Here is a 19,108-nt window from a genome sequence, read left to right as displayed (position 1 = left end):
AGGCTTTTTTCGTGCAGGCAGATAATTTCAGGCAGTTGCCAGAAGCGAAGGGCGGTTTTTAATCAAAAGTCAGCTGAATTGTCATCAACGATTCATAATTCAGAGATATGAATTAGGCACCGACAGGCCTTTGCGAGTTACCATCATGCCTTCAGATGTGTTGATTATCACCGCCCTGTTCTTCACGCTGGCCGCCGGGCTGGTGATTTCCGTCTTGATTCTGGAAAGGAGCGGCTGGTAAGCCGCACAAGCGCGTTATTCGCGGCGAAAATCCACCAGTTCCGGCCTGGCGATGCGCAGGTAGTCGCCGGTATTCATGATCACCGATTTCTCCAGTAACCCGGCGTTAAACGCGATGTCATCAAAGCGCTGAAACAGTACCGGGTCGGCGACCAGATGCAGATCCGGGTGAAAGCTGAACGGGGGAATGGCGCCAAATACGCATGCCGTTAACGCATCCACTTCCGCCGGGCTTGCCAGCGAGGCTTTACTGCCACCAAAGTGCTGCGCTAAGCGGGAAAGGTCGGCCTGTAAGTCGGCGGCCAGGATCGCCAGCACATGCTTTTTCACCCCGTTACCTTTGATCTTACACAGCAGCGCTTTTGCGCCCTGGCCCAGCGCGGTACCGCGAATTTCACTGACGGCCTCGCATTTGCCGACGGCCTCGTGTTCAACAACGCGAAAGCGCGCGTCGTGCTGTTCAAGCAGGTTTATCAAATGCTGGTGGATGTTACGGCTGGCAATTTCAGACATATTCACTCCCGATGAAGACGTTGAAGATTAAGAATAATTCACGCACCGGGAGATGAAAATAAAAAAGCCGCCCTAAAGAGGCGGCGAAAAAATACAAGCACTACAAACAACGCTTTTTGTGTGTACTGTTAGTTTCTTTTCAAAAGGCAGCCATATGCCACCAGGCTCAAGGCGTTCACAGGATGAACTGAGCGCAACAGCACCGACGTAAACGTTATCCACGCCCGCCGTGCCACAAATGTTTCGATGGGATTACTGTGCCACATTTACGCGCAGGCAAGAGGGTAAATAGCCGCTATTTTGTACGGCAATTCAGCCATTAGCCCGGCGAAATGCGGTTTTTTTACGCAGATGCGCAATAAAGAGAGGCAGCCGGAAAGGGTTCCGGCTGCGGAAGGTTAGCTGGTGGATGTCGTTTGTTTATGGAAAAGTTCGCGGAATACCGGGTAGATATCCTCCTGATCGCGAATATGCTGGATGGCGAAATTATCGAACATCGTTTGCAGGTGTTCATACTCACGCCATAACGTCTGGTGCGCCCGGCGGGTGATCTCGATATAGCTGTAGTAACGCACCACCGGCAGGATCTTCTTCGCCAGGATTTCGTGACACAGCGGTGAGTCGTCCGCCCAGTTATCGCCGTCCGACGCCTGCGCGGCGTAAATATTCCACTGCGCCGGGTCGTAACGCTCTTTAACCACTTCATCCATCAGTTTCAGCGCGCTGGAAACAATGGTGCCGCCTGTTTCCTGCGAGTAGAAGAACTCATGTTCATCCACCTCTTTCGCCTGCGTATGATGGCGGATATAGACCACTTCGACGTTTTTATAGGTTCGGCTCAGGAACAGATAGAGCAGAATGTAAAAACGCTTGGCCATATCTTTGGTCGCTTGATCCATCGAACCGGAAACGTCCATCAGGCAGAACATCACCGCCTGGCTGGAAGGTTCTGGCCGTTTTTCGTAGTTTTTGTAGCGTAAATCAAAGGTGTCGATAAACGGTACGCGCTCAATTTTTGCCCGCAGTTCGGCAATCTCTTTACGCAGACGCTCCTCTTCAAGTAATTGTGCAGGTTCGCTTTTTGCCACCGTTTCGAGGCTGCTTTCCAGTTCGCGCAGCTCACGACGTTTTCCTGCCGTCATGGCGGTGCGGCGCGCCAGCGAGTTTTGCAACGAACGCACAACGCTGATATTCGCCGGTACGCCGTTGGCGGTGTAGCCCGCGCGGTGCGTTTTGAACTCATTAAGCTGCCGTTGTTGGTTCTTTTTCAGGTTCGGCAGCGCCAGATCCTCAAACAGCAAATCGAGATACTCATCTTTGGAGATCTGGAAAACAAACTCATCCTGGCCTTCGCCGTCAGGGCTGGCTTCGCCCTGGCCGCCGCCACCACCGCCACCGCCGCCTTGTGGGCGCTCGATGCGGTCATTTTGCACAAAATGATCGTTTCCCGGATGTACGCGGTGGCGCAGGCCGCCACGCCCCTGATGGAACATCGGTTCGCTGATATCTTCCGTCGGGATGGAGACGGATTCGCCATTCTCCACGTCGGTTACCGAACGCTTGTTGATCGCTTCGGAGATCGACTGCTTTATTTGCGCTTTATAACGGCGTAAAAATCGCTGGCGGTTAACCGTGCTTTTATTTTTACCGTTCAAACGCCGGTCAATGAACCAGGTCATAGTTCCCTCCCGCTGCGTATGCCAACGTTGCAACTGGCCGCGCACAGGGCGCGGCCAGCGCGTTGTTATGATGATTTACGTACACGCAGATACCATTCGCACAACAGGCGAACCTGTTTGCGGGTGTAGCCTTTCTCCATCATACGGTCGACAAAATCGTCGTGCTTTTTCTGCTCGTCGGTAGAGGTTTTGGCGTTGAACGAAATCACCGGCAACAGCTCTTCGGTGTTCGAGAACATTTTCTTCTCGATAACCGTGCGCAGTTTTTCGTAGCTGGTCCAGTTCGGGTTGCGTCCGTTGTTGTTAGCGCGGGCGCGCAGCACGAAGTTAACGATCTCATTACGGAAATCTTTCGGGTTGCTGATCCCGGCCGGTTTTTCAATTTTTTCCAGTTCCGCGTTCAGGGATTCACGGTCAAACAACTGGCCGGTATCCGGGTCGCGGTACTCCTGATCCTGGATCCAGAAATCCGCATAGGTGACATAACGATCGAAGATGTTCTGTCCATATTCGGAATAGGATTCGAGGTAAGCGGTCTGGATCTCTTTGCCGATAAATTCGGCGTATTTCGGGATCAGATAGCCTTTCAGGAATTCCAGGTAACGTTCAGCCAGCTCCTGTGGGAACTGCTCACGTTCAATTTGTTGTTCCAGTACGTAGAACAGGTGCACCGGGTTGGCTGCTACTTCGACGTGGTCAAAGTTGAACACACGCGAGAGGATCTTAAAGGCAAAACGTGTCGACAGGCCGTTCATCCCTTCATCAACACCGGCGTAATCGCGGTATTCCTGATAGGACTTCGCTTTCGGATCGGTATCTTTCAGGCTTTCACCGTCGTAGACACGCATTTTCGAGTAGATGCTGGAGTTCTCCGGTTCTTTCAGACGCGAAAGAATCGAGAAGCGGGCCAGCGTTTCGAGCGTTCCCGGTGCGCACGGCGCATGGGAGAGCTCACTGTGGTTGAGCAGTTTTTCGTAAATTTTCATCTCTTCCGAGATGCGCAAGCAATAAGGCACTTTGACGATGTAAACACGGTCAAGGAACGCCTCGTTGTTTTTGTTGTTACGGAACTGCACCCATTCGGATTCGTTCGAGTGGGCGAGGATAATGCCGTTAAACGGCAGGGCGGAGATGCCTTCCGTACCGTTGTAGTTGCCCTCCTGCGTGGCAGTCAGCAGGGGGTGTAGCACCTTGATCGGCGCTTTAAACATTTCGACGAACTCCATGATGCCCTGGTTCGCCCGGCACAGCGCGCCGGAGTAGCCATAGGCGTCTGGATCGTTTTGCGCGTGGTTTTCCAGTTTGCGGATATCCACTTTACCGACCAGCGCCGAAATGTCCTGGTTGTTCTCATCGCCCGGTTCTGTTTTGGCAATCGCAATCTGTTCCAGAATCGACGGCCAGACTTTTACCACGCGGAATTTGCTGATATCACCGCCAAACTCGTGCAGGCGTTTGGCGGCCCACGGCGACATGATCGTGCCGAGATAACGGCGCGGGACGCTGTACTCTTTTTCCAGGATCTGTGCGTCTTCCTGCGGGTTAAACAGGCACAATGGGTGGTCGTTAACCGGGCTGCGCTCGCCATTGGCGCTCAGCACGTAAATTGGCACCCGCTGCATTAAGGATTTCAGGCGTTCGGCCAGGGACGATTTACCCCCGCCCACCGGGCCGAGCAGATAGAGGATCTGTTTCTTCTCTTCCAGACCCTGCGCAGCGTGTTTGAGGTATGAGACGATTTGCTCAATCGCCTCTTCCATTCCATAAAATTCCTCGAACGCGGGGTAGCGTCCGATAACCCGGTTCGAAAAGAGACGGGAAAGCCGTGGCTCCTGGGCAGTGTCTACCATCACAGGTTCCCCTATGGCCATCAGCAGCCTTTCAGCAGCATTCGCATAGGCGCTGCGATCTTGCTTACAGATGGCAAGAAACTCCTGCAGAGTGAACTCTTCGTCCTTGGCAGCTTCATAACGCTGGCGATAGTGATCGAATATATTCATGGCATGCCGTCCTTTCGTAATCTGTGGGAACAGTACAGCTATCAGTTTTTCCACTTTTAGCGTCGCAAACCAACGGGATAAAAATTATGCTCCGTCCTATTTGTTATGAGCGTGTATCCAGCTTTGATCAAGTTATCGCTGAAGAAGATTCTGATGGCAGAGGGCCTTTTTTTGCCCTCTATTTGGATTAAATATCTATTGAGTTGGATTTATACAGATTTTTTGTATTTGATATCGGGATTCTGCATTGGAAAATGCCAACATTTTACATCAGGCGAATGTTGGTAAATTTTTACAGGATGTGCGGGATCGCAAGTATAGAAAAAGTGACGCCGTCATGGTCACTTCGCCGAAGCGGAAAGATTATCGACAACAGAAGTACGCGAGCTGTGTTAAAGGATGATGACAGGCAGGATTAACAGGGCGGTTGTCGCCAGCAAAACGAAAGACGCGGTGCCAGGCGGCAATGCCCGGCACCGTAAAATGACATGTTAGCTGCGGTGCTCTTCAATGTATTGCGCGAGATCCGCTGGGGTTTTCAGCACGCTGGCGACTTCTGTTGGTGGGATCATGCAGCCGTAAACGTCCTGCACTTCCAGCACCATATCGACGGCGAGGATGGAGTCGAGAATATCGGACTCAATCAGCTCATCGTGAAAGCCCACTTTGCGGGATAAAATCTTTTCAAACAGCGCGAGAATTTCTTGTTCCATGATTTTTCCTGTGTATTCAGTTGCTGCGGGCATGGGTGTCCAGCAGTTTGCGGTCGATTTTGCCGTTAGGGTTCAGCGGCAAAGCCTCCTGGATGATGATTTGCGACGGCACCATGTATGGCGGTACCACCTGTGAAAGCGAGTGTTTAATCGCGTCCGGCGCCAGATTTGTTACGCAGAATGCCGCGATACGCAGCACGCCGCCGCCCGCTTTCATTAGCGGTAATACCACCGCTTCACGAATGCCGGACATCGCCAGCAGGCGGTTTTCAATCTCGTTAATTTCGATGCGATAACCGTTGAGCTTGATCTGGCTGTCGTTGCGGCCCTGGCAGTAAATAAGCCCATCTTCGTAGCCCAGATCACCGGTCTTGTAGCCGCGCCAGGCTTCGCCCTCACGGTGCAGCAGTTTCGCCGCGTTCTCCTGCGGCAGGCCGAGATAACCGCGCATCACGTTTTTGCCCCAAATAACCAGCTCACCGTCGGCGGTAATCTCCATTCTGCTCTCCGGCATCATGGTGCCGACCGGCAGCAGATCGTTTTCGCTGGCGAGGATGTCGTCCGTGATTTCGACAACGGTAGTGGCGATAGTCGCTTCGGTCGGGCCGTAGGAGTTGAGGATTTTGGCCTGCGGGAAGCGGCGGCGAAGCTGTTTGACCAGCGCTTTGTTTAGCACTTCGCCGATAAACACAAACACGCCGAGCGCGGGCAAATAATCACTGTTGAATTGCGGCGAGAGCAGTTTCTGGTAAGCGAAAGAGGGGGTGGATACCCAGACTGAGACCGCGTTACTTTTCAGGCGCTCAAGCCAGTTTTCTGCCGCGATATCCTCTTTGGCATTCAGCACAATATGGCCGCCGGTTGCCAGGTTTGCCAGCAATGGGATCAGTGACAGGTCAAAGCTGAACACCGCGTGATTCATCAATACCGGTACTTCCGGCAAGGCAAAATCCTGACGCACCCACTGCATAAAGTGCCACACGCTTTCACGGCCGATCTGCACGCCTTTCGGTTTACCCGTGCTGCCGGAGGTGAACATGATATAGGCGAGATCCGGCTCTGCCAGCGGCTGGGCGATTTCACCGGTCGGCACAAACTGCCGGGTCGCTACGTCGTAGTAGTACGGCGCGCTGGCGAGATGGCAAATCTCTTTCAGCCGTTCCTGCGGGTAGATGCAATCTACCGGAATGTAAGGAATGTTATGCAGCAGGCAGCTATAGATAGCGACGGCGAATTCCGCCTGCTGGTGGCCGTACAACACCACTGGCGTCGCCGGCGAAGGCTGACAGCGCTGATAGCGTTCGGCCCAGTCTGTCACCGCGCCAGAGAGCTGTTGCCAGTTAAGTGCTTCATCGCTGCCGCTTATCGCTAACTGATGCGGGCGGGCGGGATCGAGTAATGCCGCACGCAGGAAATCCTGCAGCGCCTGGAGGTCAGAGTGTAGGTTCATAGAGGTGACATTCCGCTAAAAATGTAAAGAGATGCCGCAGCGCTTGCCAGCGTTAACAGGCGTCCTAAAAAGAGGATCGAGGGAAATTGCAGCCAGCGGTTCAGCACCGGGCTACGTTTGGCTGACCACAGCAGCATGTTGTGTGCCACAGAAATGGCGCCAAACAGCGCGCCGCTAATCACATAGTGTCGTTCGAGCCCGTTCCATGCCCCCATACAAAACAGCGTGCAGAAAATACCAATATTCTGCGCCAGTGTTTTGTTCTGACGGAAAAAGTCGAGCTTCATTAAATTCATATAAATCGGCATAAACACCACATCGCGCAGCCACTCTGAAAGGCTGATGTGGAAACGACGCCAGAAATCCTGCGGGTTTTTCGCCAGAATCGGCATATTAAAGTTTGCCGGAACGTTGAGGCCAAACAGACGAGCGGCACCGATGGCCATATTGCTGTAACCGGCGAAATCAAAATAGAGGTAAGCGCTGTAGGCGAGCGACATCACGACGCCGACACTTAATGTAAACGAGCGGTGGCTCCAGTCCTGGATCACCAGGTTATCGATCAGCATGGCGAATAAAAATTTCTGCACGATGCCGGTGAAAATTTGCTCTGCGGCTATGAGAAATTGCTCACGCGTGAGCGTAAACACCGGTTTATTAATATCCGTTATCCACGTCCGCCAGCGGTACATTGGACCGGCCAGAATAATAAACGGCATAAACAGGTAACAGAAGTAGTGCAAAACATTGTTGCCGTCTTTTTTATTGCGATAGAGCAAAACATCGATGGCGCGAAAGGTCATAAAAGATAAGCCAATCATGCCCCAATGGTTATTCAGGTGTAATTTCACCGCAAACAAAGGCACTAATGTTAAACTTACCGCCTGCCAGGTTTTTAACCAGCCTTTCTCTTTTAAGGTGACGAGAATATAAAAGCTGATAAAAACCGCGACGGGAACGATATAGTCGCCCTGAAATATATATCCCCAGCCAAAGGCCGCCAGCACGGAAAAAGCACATAAGTAAGTTAACCGATAGCGCAGCACGCGGTTAACCAGCGCAAATAACAACGCCGAGGAAAAGAGAAAAAAGAAAAAGGTTCCGGAGCTGTACATCATTCATTCCTCAGAACTTTTGATATTCAAAGTGCACTTTTAAATTCATGCTTTCATCAACAGAGGACCACGCGATAACGGTGACCGCCAGTAAGAGATAAAGGAAAAACAGGCGAATAGCGTATTTCATCGTTTAAAACTCTCAATAATAAAGCGGTCCATCGGTACCCATGCCAGATCGGTAGGATGCAGGCGATCCCAGTTCCAGCCGTCCTGATACGGCATGGAGTACATATCAAAATAGGGGATCTGGTTTTCTTTCAGGATGGCGGTGGTTTGCGTTACCGCAGGCTGCACCAGCTCAGGGTTTTGCACCGCACGACGGTTTATCGCATCGATAATGACTACCACCTGAACGTGGCGCTCTTTCAGCAACTTAATCATGGCGCGAAACGCTTTCAACTGTTCCGGCTCAACGGGCGAATCGTCCCATACTTCTGGTTTTTCGCCGGGTTGATAAACCGTTTTGTCCATCCACAAGGTGTCTGCGCTTTCCTGGCGCGCCTCGTTCAGTTCGCGGGCGTGGGCCAGTTCATGTTCCCAGTTCGGCGTGATATCAACAGCGGGTTGTACAGGCCAGGGGCGTGCGGGTGACGCTTCAACATCCAGCAACGCCAGCCAGTCGTTTTTAATCAGTGTGCAGAAATTAGCAAATTCGTAACTGACTTCTTGCCAGATATTATCCAGATCCCAGCCAGCAATTTTCATTTGCTCAAAGGTTAAATGGCTGGTCTCTTTTTTATTGATATGGCGTAAGTAGTTGACCAGGAATGGACGTGCTTGTTCATCCTGCATTAAAGGATTAAAAACCGGTGCCGGAAAATTATTCGCGAAAATAGCCGGAGGTACGCCGGTTGAATAAAAACTATCGGGCGCGAGCAGTAAAACGACTTTACTGTTTGCGTTAAGGTCATTCTTAAAGCGAGACAGCAGAAGAAAATGGGTGACGCTATCATCAAAACTGTCGCCAAATGCAACAACATTACGGTGTAAATCATTATTAAGGTAATTATATACAGCGTAAGGTTCATCTTCTGAGGTGGCGACTTCCGATGCGCCGATGAAAAAAATCGCATTACCCTGCAGGGCATGAGAAATAGTGGCTATTTTTTCCGCCTGTTCTTTTGCCGTACCATCCATTGCTTTAATCAGCGGCTGGAATTTAAGCGGCGGATCAAAACGGGTCAACAGCGGATGAACGCAGAGAAACAGGATGGCGAGAAACGCCATCAGGAAATGTAGGCAGAAAGTATTTTTGATTTTCATTATAAAATTAAAACTACTTGATATTCATTTGTTTAAAATATGTTGTTTTTTAACATTACAGAGGAATTGATCTCTGTTTCCGCGACACTATATACCAGCCTTATGACAGATGATGAGCACTGCCGTGTAACGGTATGTACAGCGCGTCATTTATCACCAGAAATGGCCGAACAGGGTTAATGAACAGGGCGGGAAAGTGTTTTATTGCCCCGATGATGGCAGGCTTTTCGTCCTATCGAATTTGCGTTTTTTTGTAATGTTTAGGTAAAAAAATTTGGGTAGGCTGGCGCGGGCGGTTAAACTTCTTGCGCCAATTATTTGACTACAGGAAAGAAAGGACTGTGACCAAAATCAAACTCGTGGCACTGGGCGTGCTGACCGCGTCCTGCGCTTTTGCAGCAAATGCAGAAAATACCTTTTCACTGGGCGCTGGCGTAGGCGTCGTTGAATCCCCGTATAAACAGTATGATAAACGTGTCCTGCCGGTTCCTGTTATCACCTATGAAAGTGATAATTTCTGGTTTCGCGGCTTAGGCGGCGGTTATTACCTGTGGAATGACCAGGCGGATAAACTCTCCATCACCGCGTTTTACTTCCCATGGGAGTTCAAACCAAAAGACAGTGATAATAACCAGTTGCGTCAGTTGGATCGCCGTAAAGCGACGATGATGGCGGGGCTTTCATACATTCACAATACCGAGTACGGTTTCCTGCGCACCACACTGGCGGGCGATGTGCTGGATAACAGCAACGGCGTTCTGTGGGATATCGGCTGGTTGTACAACTACAACAACGGTGCGCTGAGCGTCACGCCGGGCGTCGGTGTTGAGTGGGCCAGCGATAACCTGAACCAATACTACTACGGTGTGTCGCGCGATGAAGCGCGTCGCAGCGGGCTGAAAAGCTACGATCCGGATAATGGCTGGAGTCCCTATCTGGAGCTAACGGTCAGCTACCGTCTGACGGACAGCTGGACCGTGTACGGCACGGGCCGTTACACCCATCTGTCGGATGAGATCAAAGACAGCCCGATGGTGGATAAATCCTGGGGCGGTCTGTTGTCTACCGGGGTGACGTACCGCTTCTGATTGTGCAGTTGAATAGTGCGATCTGTGCAATAAAACAGGGCCATTGGCCCTGTTTTGCTTTACGGTGCAACGTTTAGCAGGAGGAGAATATGGCAGACAAAAAAGTGGTTTTTGCAGGCCAGGTTTCGCAACCCGCCATTGGCCAGGGCACATGGTACATGGGGGAAAACACGCGACTGCGTCAGAAAGAAGTGGATGCGCTGCGCGCGGGTGTCGATCTGGGATTAACGTTGATTGATACGGCGGAAATGTACGCTGACGGCGGAGCGGAAGAAGTGGTCGGCGAAGCCTTACAGGGCGGTTTGCGTGACAAGGTGTTCCTGGTTTCCAAAGTTTATCCATGGAATGCGGGCGGCAAGAAAGCCATCGCGGCTTGCGAAGCCAGCCTGCGTCGCCTGAAAACAGAGGTTCTCGATCTCTATCTGCTGCACTGGCGTGGTAACTACTCCCTCGCTGAAACCGTCGAGGTGATGGAAACGCTGATCGCGCAGGGCAAAATACGCCGCTGGGGCGTTTCAAATCTGGATCACAGTGATATGCAGGAGCTGATGGGCGTGCGCGGCGGGGACGCCTGTGCGACAAATCAGGTGCTGTATCATCTTGGTTCACGCGGCATTGAATATGATCTGCTGCCGTGGTGCCAGCAACGGGCAATGCCAGTGATGGCCTATTGCCCGCTGGCTCAGGCTGGCCGCCTGCGCGATGGTTTGCTGGAAAACAGCACGGTGCGCGAGATTGCCGCAGCTCATGGGGTGAGTGCTGCGCAAATTTTACTGGCATGGGTGATTAGCCACCAGGGCGTGATTGCCATTCCCAAGGCGTCCAGCGTGGCGCATGTGCAGGAAAATGCGGCGGCATTGAATATCACGTTAAGCAGCGAAGAGTTAATACGGCTGGACAACGCGTTCCCGGCACCAGGCCGTAAAACGCCACTCGACGTGGTGTGACAGGAGTAATAACCCTCTCCTGTCGGGAGAGGGTCGACAGGATCAGCGTTTAACGACGCGGATAGTCTGCGCCAGGCGGGACGGCTTCTCTTCAGTGGTTTTCTGCGGCACGGTCGCGTTAACCGATTCCACACAGACAAACGTTTTGTAACCATCATCCGGCATGTCAGTCATGCTGACGGAGAGTGCCGGGCCGGGGTTCCACGCCACGACATTTGCGTTATGGCTGTGGATGACTTCTATGGTGCGGTTAAGCGCGCTGTCGTGGATCAGGCTGCAGGCTTCCGCATTCAGATAGACGCGGTCGGTGCGATCCGGGAACGTCTGTACACCATCGGCCAGTACATCTTCTTTCGCATCGTTGACTTTGTCGATAAAGCGATCGCCAAGACCACTCACTTTTACGGCTGCGATATCACCGACATTGAAATAGGTGTGCAGTGCCGAGGTGGTTTCAAACTCACCGTGAGCTTCCAGCTCCATTTCGCAGGTCGCGCCCAGTTTATAGCGGGCATACACCGTAAAGTCGTGTGGCCAGAATTTGCGCGATGCATCGCTGCTCTGCAGTTCAAAGGTCAGTACAACGCCGCTGGCGTCTTCGTTATGTGCTTTCAGCGCCCATGGCAGATTGCGCGCAAAACCATGCGCTGGCAGGCCTTGCTGTTTTGCCGGGCCGAACCACGGCCAGCAGACCGGCACGCCGCCGCGCAGTGCGACGCCATTTTTAAACGGCGTGTTGCCGCTCAGCCACAGGACTTCTTCTTCGCCCTGCGGTTTCCATGAGAGCAGATGTGCGCCCTGTAAGGCGAATGAACCTTTAACCTGCGGATGGTCGACGACGATAACGTCCAGCTCGTCCATTTTGCGCAGGGTGAGAGTAGAGGTAATTTGTTCGACTACCGGAAGTGCAAAAATTTTATTAATCATTAACGCAATCCTCTGTCTTCAAAACAAAAAAAGAGCGACCGAAGTCGCTCTTTCAGATCATGTTCTCATCTCAATTTATTTGGAGATGTGAGCGATCAGATCCAGAACTTTGTTGGAGTAACCAGTTTCGTTGTCGTACCAGGAAACCAGTTTCACGAAGTTGTCGTTCAGTGCGATACCAGCTTTAGCATCGAACACGGAAGTGCAAACTTCACCGTTGAAATCGGTAGAAACCACGTCGTCTTCGGTGTAACCCAGAACGCCTTTCATCGGGCCTTCAGAAGCGGCTTTGATGGCTTTCTTGATTTCTTCGTAGGACGCAGCTTTTTCCAGACGAACGGTCAGGTCAACAACAGATACGTTCGGAGTCGGAACGCGGAACGCCATACCAGTCAGTTTGCCGTTCAGTTCCGGCAGTACTTTACCTACAGCTTTAGCAGCACCGGTAGAGGACGGGATGATGTTCTGGGATGCGCCGCGGCCGCCGCGCCAGTCTTTGTGAGACGGGCCATCAACGGTTTTCTGAGTGGCGGTGGTCGCGTGAACAGTAGTCATCAGACCTTCGATGATGCCGAAGTTGTCGTTGATAACTTTTGCCAGCGGAGCCAGGCAGTTAGTGGTGCAGGAAGCGTTGGAAACGATGTCCTGGCCAGCATATTTGTCGAAGTTAGCGCCACGTACGAACATCGGGGTGTTGTCTTTGGACGGGCCAGTCAGAACAACTTTTTTCGCGCCAGCGGTGATGTGTTTACGAGCGGTTTCGTCGGTCAGGAAGATACCGGTAGCTTCAGCAACAACGTCAACGCCGATTTCGTTCCATTTCAGGTTAGCCGGGTCTTTCTCAGCAGTAACACGGATGGTTTTGCCGTTAACAACCAGGTGGCCGTCTTTCACTTCTACGGTACCGTTGAAACGACCGTGAGTGGAGTCATACTTCAGCATGTACGCCATGTAATCAGCGTCCAACAGATCGTTGATACCAACGATTTCGATGTCAGAACGTTCCTGAGCAGCACGGAAAACAATGCGACCGATACGGCCAAAACCGTTGATACCTACTTTGATAGTCATATATTCCACCAGCTATTTGTTAGTGAATAAAAGGTTGGCTGTAAAATTACAAAAACCTTACGCAGCGTCAAGCGGAATCGTGTCAATCATTGCGACAAATCAATCCTCCGCATAACCTTTGTTCGACTGACTCGCCTCACTCTTCCTTTGAGCATGCTCCCCATATAGGGGCGCCGCCCGGAATTTTAAAGGTCAGACAGGATAAAAATGTGAGATTAATCACAATTCACCGGCTGCTTTACCGCAACAAATAAGTTTAGAACAAAAGTTAACGCCGCAGTGTTAATGTTTTGTTAGAATCAGGGTGAAAAGTTGTCGAGTTTTTACCGTGAGGCGTGAGCAAATGGCGCATAATTCTTCTGAAGACGACCTGAAAAAAACACTGACTGAAATGCAGTTTTACGTGACGCAGAACCATGGCACCGAGCCGCCGTTCACCGGGCGTTTTCTGCATAACAAACGCGACGGGGTTTATCACTGTCTGGTGTGCGACGCCGCGCTGTTCAATTCGCAAACCAAGTATGATTCTGGCTGCGGCTGGCCAAGTTTCTTTGAGCCGGTGAGCGAAGACGCTATTCGCTATATCAACGATTATTCGCATGGCATGCAACGCGTGGAAATCCGCTGTGGAAAATGTGATGCGCATCTGGGGCACGTCTTTCCGGATGGTCCGCAACCGACCGGCGAACGCTATTGCGTCAACTCTGCTTCCCTGAGTTTTACGGATGACGAAAATGGCGAACGATCTCAGGGTTGAAAAAACGATTCAGCAATTATTCCACGGAGTTTTCAAAGATGAATCTTGATCAAATCGTTAACAGCATGACGCCGGAGATCTACCAGCGCCTGGTAACGGCGGTTGAGTTAGGTAAATGGCCGGATGGCGTTGCGCTGACAGCAGAACAAAAAGAGAACAGTCTGCAACTGGTGATGCTGTGGCAGGCGCGCAATAATACGCAGGCGCAGCACATGACCATTGATACTAACGGCCAGATGGTGATGAAAAGTAAGCAGCAATTAAAAGAGGATTTTGGCATTTCGCCAAAGCCGATCGCGACGTTTAAATCGTAAGTCGCCATGCCGGAGGCGCAACGCCATCCGGCAGGGGCATCATCAGGCATGCGTTTCCTGCCAGTCCGCGAGCGTATAGAGCGTCGCGCCAGCCGCTGACATCTCCATAAACGCCTGCGTGCTGTCCTGCGGATCCAGGTTCACGCCACGGCAACCGTCGGTAATGACATTCACCTCGTATCCAAGTTGTAGCGCATCCAGCACGGTAAATTTCACGCAGTAATCGGTGGCTAAACCGAGAATTACCAGTTCGCGGATGCCGTGCTGCTGCAACCAGTTGTGCAGGGCGGTTTCCTGACGATGGCCGTTATCGAAAAACGCGCTGTAACTGTCAATCAGCGGGTTTTCCCCTTTGTAAAACACCGCATCGATAGCTTTCTGGTTTAGCAACGGATGCAGCGCTGCGCCCTCGCTGTTTTGTACACAGTGATCGGGCCAAAACGTTTGGGTTAACCCGGCCAGTTCGCCAGTTGTGAACGGCGCGACGTGGTGCTGACTGGCGAAACTGCCATGTCCGGCCGGGTGCCAGTCCTGGCTTGCCACGATGGCATTGCCGCGTGTCTTACACCACGTCATCATGGCATTAGCAACATCAACCGTGCTGTCACCTTCGGCTACCGCCAGCGCGCCGCCAGCGCAAAAATCATTCTGAATATCGACCAGCAGCAGTGCGCGTTGCGTCATTCGAGCCTCCTCATTCACCCGGCGTCAGTTCACCGCGCAGGTTGTGTGTCATGGCGGTGCGAATGGAATCAGCGTCCAGATCCTGGCTTAACAGGTAGTGAAGTTTTGTCAACGTCGCTTCCACTGTCATGTCTGCGCCGCCAATCACACCTGCATGGGCGAGGGCGTTGCCGGTGGCGTAGCCGCCCATGTTGACCTTGCCGGACATACATTGTGTCAGGTTGACCACGACAATGCCGCGGGCGCTGGCTTCCTGTAACTCTTTCAGAAACTCACCGTTTTGCGGCGCATTACCCACGCCGTAAGAACGCAGGATCAGCGCTTTTACCGGCTGGCGCAGGAAGTTACGCACCACATCGGCGGAAATGCCTGGATAAATCGTTACCACGCCAATCGGCTGCGGGGTGATCGGGTGGACAACCAGTTCTCCCGTGGTGTGCGGCGCGGGCGGCGTGCCCAGGCGGCGAATATGAATACCCGCTTCCAGTAATGGCGCCAGGTTAGGCGAAGCGAACGCGTCGAAACCATCAGCGTGCGCTTTGGTGGTGCGGTTGCCGCGATACAGACGGTTATTGAAGAACAGCGTCACTTCGTTAATCGGGAAATTCGCCGCCACATATAACGCATTAAGCAGGTTGATTTGGCCATCAGAACGCAGTTCGGCGAGCGGGATTTGTGACCCTGTCACAATAACCGGTTTGCCTAAGTTTTCCAGCATAAACGACAGTGCCGACGCGGTGTAGGCCATCGTGTCTGTACCGTGCAGAATGACAAAACCATCGTAATCGTCATAGTGCGCTTTCACATCGTCTGCGATATGTTGCCAGTCTTCCGGTGTCATATCGGACGAATCCATCAGCGGCTCATATTCATGGATGGTGAAATCAGGCATCTCCGGGCGATGGAATTCAGGCATCAGCGCCAGTTGACGTTGCAGGTGACCGGAAACCGGCACATAGCCGTGTTCTGAGCGTTGCATACCGATAGTACCGCCCGTGTAGGCAACGTAAATGGATTTTTTTTGCATAGTTATATTCTGGCTTCATCAAAAAAATCCCCTCCGGTGGAGGGGACGTGGTCAGGTGATTTTAGCGGATATTGGCGCAGTTCAGACAGAGCGCATAACGATTTTGTGGATCGTTAAACACCGCCAGCTTGTCGGTTTCAGCTTTCATCTGTAGCGCAGCGCTTGCCAGTGGCGCGGGCAAATATGCCTGCAATGCTTTTGGCAGCATGGCGCTTACCGAACCGGACATGCTATCCATTAGCCGATCAAAGAATGTCGGCTCTTCCTCGTAGTAATCGATATGCCACTGTTTCAGTTTCGCAAGCTCAGCCGCTTTCGCCAGCGCGTCGTCGAAATCGCCCAACGCATCGACCAGCCCGTTATTTTTCGCATCCTGGCCGGTCCAGACGTGACCCTGGGCGATTTTATCAACCTGCTCAGGCGTGCTGTTGCGCGACTGCGCCACCAGCGTGATAAAGCGTTTGTAGCCATTCTCAATGCTCAACTGCATCATCTGCGAAACTTCGTCCGGCAGCGCTTTGGTCATGCTGACATCTGCCAGCGGCGAGGTTGCTACGCCATCGGTATGCACGCCGATGCTGTCGAGGCTGTTTTCCAGCGTGTTGATAACCCCGAAGATACCAATCGAGCCGGTCAGCGTGCTGGCACTGGCGACAATGTAGTTCGCCGGGGTCGAGATCCAGTAACCGCCGGAGGCCGCCATGCCGCCCATTGATACCACGACAGGTTTACCTGCCGCGCGGGCTGCCGCCAGTTCGGAGCGGATCACTTCCGATGCGCTGACGCTGCCGCCTGGGCTGTTGACACGCAGCACAATGGCTTTCACTTTCGGATCCAGACGTGCGTCGCGGATCTGTGCGGCAGTGGTGTCGCCGCCTACGTTCCCCGGCGTCTCTTCGCCGTCCATGATCGCGCCGTTAGCGAAAATCACTGCCAAGGTATCGCCGACATCGCTCGGTTTTTTCGCCTGGTAATCATACATGCTGACTGCGCGGAAGTTCTTATCCTCCGTGCTCCAGCCAAACTGTTTAACCATTGCTTTTTCCGCATCGGTTGCCGAGCCCAGCTCATCCACCAGCTTGTTGTCCAGCGCATATTTTGCCGTGTCGCCATCCACTTTACGCAGCCCATCCAGCATCGCTTGCGCGCCCGGGAAGACCTGCTGCGCGGTGATTTGGCGGTTAGCGGCAACGGTGTTGAGGTAGTTCTGCCACAACTCATTAATCCAGCGGCTATCTGCGTCGCGTGCTGCCGGGGACATATCGTCGCGAATAAACGGCTCAACGGCGGATTTATAGGTGCCGACGCGGAATACGTGGGTGGTGACTTTCAGCTTATCAAGCAGCGATTTATAGTAGAGGCCGTTGGTGGCAAAGCCATGCAGATCAACCACACCCTGTGGCGACAGCCAGATCTTGTTGGCGAAGCTGGCAAGGTAATACTGGCCCTGACTGTAATTGTCGCCCACGGCATAAACCGGCTTACCGCTGTCGCGGAACTCACGCAGCGCTTTGCCGATATACTGCATCGACGGTTGATCGGCACCAGCGAAATTTTTCAGATCCATCACAATCCCGGTGATATTCCGGTCATGCTGCGCCTGGCGAATGGTATCGACGATGTCAAACAGTGAGTTTTCCTGCAGACGATCCGAACTGGCACCAAACAACTGGCGGCCCAGTGCGCCAAGCCGGCTGCTGGCCGAGGTTTTGTCCACCACTACGCCGGAAATATCCAGCAGCAATGCGCCCCGACTGTTACTGCTGGTTTTGCTGTCGCTCATTTGCATCCACACGCCTGCGACAACCAGCACCAACAAAATAAAGAAAAGATTCAGCACCAGCTTGCGGATAAAGTTCAGCAATCGCCAGCTCCACTTGAAAAAACCGGCAATAATACGCCAAAGGGTTCGCATGTATTCTCCCTGGTAGTTAACGACCACCGCTGCCCGAGCGGCAAAGTGTGGTTATCCTAATTACCCCGCTGCCACTTGTCAGCAGGAATCGCCTCCGGCGCTGTAACAATTTCTACGCCCGTGTTAATTTTGTGAACAAATTTCAATACAGGAGTTTAACTAATGGACGCACTTGAGCTGCTCGTCAATCGTCGTAGCGCATCACGGCTGGCAGAACCGGCCCCGGCAGGTGAACAACTGGATAACATTGTGCGTGCGGGGATGCGCGCGCCGGATCACGGTACGCTTCAGCCATGGCACTTTTTTGTCATCGAAGGGGAAGGACGCGAACGTTTCAGTCAGACGCTGGAGCAGGCCGCGATTGCCGCAGGCCAGGATGAAAAAGGCGTCGAAAAAGCGCGTACATCGCCTTTTCGCGCACCGTTAATCATCGCGGTGGTGGCAAAATGCGACATTCACCATAAAGTCCCGCAGTGGGAGCAGTTGCTCTCTGCCGGCTGCGCGGTAATGGCAATGCAGATGGCGGCGCTGGCGCAGGGGTTTAACGGTATCTGGCGCACAGGCCCGCTGACCGACAGCCCGGTGGTTCGCCAGGCATTTGACTGCCGCGAACAGGATAAAATCGTCGGTTTTCTGTATCTCGGCACACCGCAACTGAAAGCCTCGACTACTGTCACCGTACCGGATATCACGCCGTTTGTGACACGTTTCTAAGCTCCGCCTGATATCGGACGGCTGCGACAACTCTGCCGCAGCCGTTTTCTTTTAAAGTCCAGTCTGCTTTCGCCGATAACGTGTTCTTATTAAGGAAAAATAAGGAAAGATGATGCGTGGCGAAATGAAAGCAGGGATGGTAATTGTGGGGGCAATGACGCTGGCAGGTTGCACCATCTCCACTTCCACGATGGACGATTACTCAGCAGCGGATGCGGCAAAGCTACGCGTTGAAAACTATGCGACACCATTGGTGGCAGAAATTTACCAGCAGTCGGGAAGTTGCCTTCGTCAGGTCGATCAAAAATCGCTGACATCCGCAGTGAATATCCTTGGCATTAAATCCACCCGCAATAAAAAAATCGCTGGTATTGCCCCGTTACCCGCCAGCTCGCCATTACAGGGCAAAGATGTGATGGAGTTTTCCGTTAAGCCTGGCCAGTTCTTGCGCATCGGCTATGTCACCGTTTCGCAAACCACCTATTCGCAAACCGTGCATGAATCATTTCGCAGCGTATCGCCAAAAGCGGGGCACAGCTACGAGGTATACACCTTGCCCGGCGGCTACTACACCCACGAAATTATGATCACGGACGTTACCGAAGGCAAAGATACTCCGGCACCGGTGTGGGCACTGAATGAGTGCCCGTATGATTACAATCTGTTCCACACCAAAGTTTATCGCTAA

Annotated in this window: 18 protein-coding genes; 6 read left to right on the top strand and 12 right to left on the bottom strand. The window is 52.5% G+C overall.

Annotated features, from left to right (window positions below; genetic code table 11):
• Positions 1–255: 255 nt before the first annotated feature.
• The 7 genes from DFO56_RS06885 to DFO56_RS06855 form a co-directional block, all read right to left on the bottom strand.
• Positions 256–753: a YbaK/prolyl-tRNA synthetase associated domain-containing protein gene (locus DFO56_RS06885; RefSeq protein ID WP_020454037.1), complete on the bottom strand. Its 498-nt coding sequence runs from the start codon at positions 751–753 to the stop codon at positions 256–258.
• A gap of 398 nt (positions 754–1,151) precedes the next feature.
• A complete protein-coding gene (locus DFO56_RS06880; RefSeq protein WP_020454036.1) occupies positions 1,152–2,432 on the bottom strand; it encodes a YeaH/YhbH family protein in 1,281 nt (426 codons plus the stop codon).
• A 65-nt stretch (positions 2,433–2,497) separates the two neighbouring features.
• On the bottom strand, positions 2,498–4,432 hold the full coding sequence (yeaG, locus tag DFO56_RS06875) for a protein kinase YeaG (protein WP_020454035.1): 1,935 nt from the start codon (positions 4,430–4,432) through the stop codon (positions 2,498–2,500).
• Positions 4,433–4,923: 491 nt separating this feature from the next.
• Positions 4,924–5,145, bottom strand: coding sequence for an acyl carrier protein (locus DFO56_RS06870; protein ID WP_020454034.1), 222 nt, complete (start codon positions 5,143–5,145; stop codon positions 4,924–4,926).
• Between the two features lie 16 nt (positions 5,146–5,161).
• A complete protein-coding gene (locus DFO56_RS06865) occupies positions 5,162–6,595 on the bottom strand; it encodes an AMP-binding protein (RefSeq protein WP_020454033.1) in 1,434 nt (477 codons plus the stop codon).
• On the bottom strand, positions 6,592–7,710 hold the full coding sequence (locus DFO56_RS06860; RefSeq protein WP_045511593.1) for an MBOAT family O-acyltransferase: 1,119 nt from the start codon (positions 7,708–7,710) through the stop codon (positions 6,592–6,594). Before DFO56_RS06860 ends, DFO56_RS06865 begins: the two co-directional genes overlap by 4 nt.
• 126 nt (positions 7,711–7,836) lie before the next feature.
• Entirely contained in the window at positions 7,837–8,976 is a 1,140-nt protein-coding gene (locus DFO56_RS06855) for a D-alanyl-lipoteichoic acid biosynthesis protein DltD (protein ID WP_045511590.1), read from the bottom strand.
• A 341-nt stretch (positions 8,977–9,317) separates the two neighbouring features.
• Between DFO56_RS06855 and DFO56_RS06850 the strand changes: the two genes are divergently transcribed.
• On the top strand, positions 9,318–10,064 hold the full coding sequence (locus DFO56_RS06850; protein WP_020454030.1) for a MipA/OmpV family protein: 747 nt from the start codon (positions 9,318–9,320) through the stop codon (positions 10,062–10,064).
• An 89-nt stretch (positions 10,065–10,153) separates the two neighbouring features.
• On the top strand, positions 10,154–11,011 hold the full coding sequence (locus DFO56_RS06845; protein ID WP_045511587.1) for an aldo/keto reductase: 858 nt from the start codon (positions 10,154–10,156) through the stop codon (positions 11,009–11,011).
• A 42-nt stretch (positions 11,012–11,053) separates the two neighbouring features.
• On the opposite strand, the gene DFO56_RS06840 is transcribed toward DFO56_RS06845, so the two are convergent.
• Together DFO56_RS06840 and gapA are read right to left on the bottom strand one after the other, a co-directional pair.
• Complete coding sequence (locus DFO56_RS06840; protein WP_045511585.1) at positions 11,054–11,938, bottom strand: D-hexose-6-phosphate mutarotase; 885 nt, start codon at positions 11,936–11,938, stop codon at positions 11,054–11,056.
• 75 nt (positions 11,939–12,013) lie between these two features.
• Positions 12,014–13,009, bottom strand: coding sequence for a glyceraldehyde-3-phosphate dehydrogenase (gene gapA / locus DFO56_RS06835; protein WP_020454027.1), 996 nt, complete (start codon positions 13,007–13,009; stop codon positions 12,014–12,016).
• A gap of 343 nt (positions 13,010–13,352) precedes the next feature.
• On the opposite strand from gapA, the gene msrB reads away from it, so the two are divergent.
• Positions 13,353–13,766: a peptide-methionine (R)-S-oxide reductase MsrB gene (gene msrB / locus DFO56_RS06830; protein WP_020454026.1), complete on the top strand. Its 414-nt coding sequence runs from the start codon at positions 13,353–13,355 to the stop codon at positions 13,764–13,766.
• A gap of 38 nt (positions 13,767–13,804) precedes the next feature.
• Entirely contained in the window at positions 13,805–14,080 is a 276-nt protein-coding gene (locus tag DFO56_RS06825) for a YeaC family protein (RefSeq protein ID WP_020454025.1), read from the top strand.
• 42 nt (positions 14,081–14,122) lie between these two features.
• Here the strand turns inward: DFO56_RS06825 and pncA are convergent, their stop codons facing one another.
• The 3 genes from pncA to sppA form a co-directional block, all read right to left on the bottom strand.
• Entirely contained in the window at positions 14,123–14,764 is a 642-nt protein-coding gene (gene pncA / locus DFO56_RS06820; RefSeq protein WP_045511582.1) for a bifunctional nicotinamidase/pyrazinamidase, read from the bottom strand.
• Positions 14,765–14,774: 10 nt separating this feature from the next.
• A complete protein-coding gene (ansA, locus tag DFO56_RS06815; protein ID WP_045511580.1) occupies positions 14,775–15,791 on the bottom strand; it encodes an asparaginase in 1,017 nt (338 codons plus the stop codon).
• Positions 15,792–15,852: 61 nt separating this feature from the next.
• Positions 15,853–17,706, bottom strand: a complete 1,854-nt coding sequence (gene sppA / locus DFO56_RS06810; protein WP_045511576.1) for a signal peptide peptidase SppA — start codon at positions 17,704–17,706, stop codon at positions 15,853–15,855.
• A gap of 162 nt (positions 17,707–17,868) precedes the next feature.
• On the opposite strand from sppA, the gene DFO56_RS06805 reads away from it, so the two are divergent.
• Together DFO56_RS06805 and DFO56_RS06800 are read left to right on the top strand one after the other, a co-directional pair.
• Entirely contained in the window at positions 17,869–18,420 is a 552-nt protein-coding gene (locus tag DFO56_RS06805) for an NAD(P)H nitroreductase (RefSeq protein ID WP_045511572.1), read from the top strand.
• Between the two features lie 109 nt (positions 18,421–18,529).
• Complete coding sequence (locus tag DFO56_RS06800) at positions 18,530–19,108, top strand: hypothetical protein (RefSeq protein ID WP_233500381.1); 579 nt, start codon at positions 18,530–18,532, stop codon at positions 19,106–19,108.

The organism is Kosakonia sp. AG348 (assembly GCF_003337365.1).
Taxonomy (GTDB): domain Bacteria; phylum Pseudomonadota; class Gammaproteobacteria; order Enterobacterales; family Enterobacteriaceae; genus Kosakonia.
Note: the sequence above shows the minus strand (reverse complement) of the source record. Positions and strands in the feature narration are given on the sequence as shown.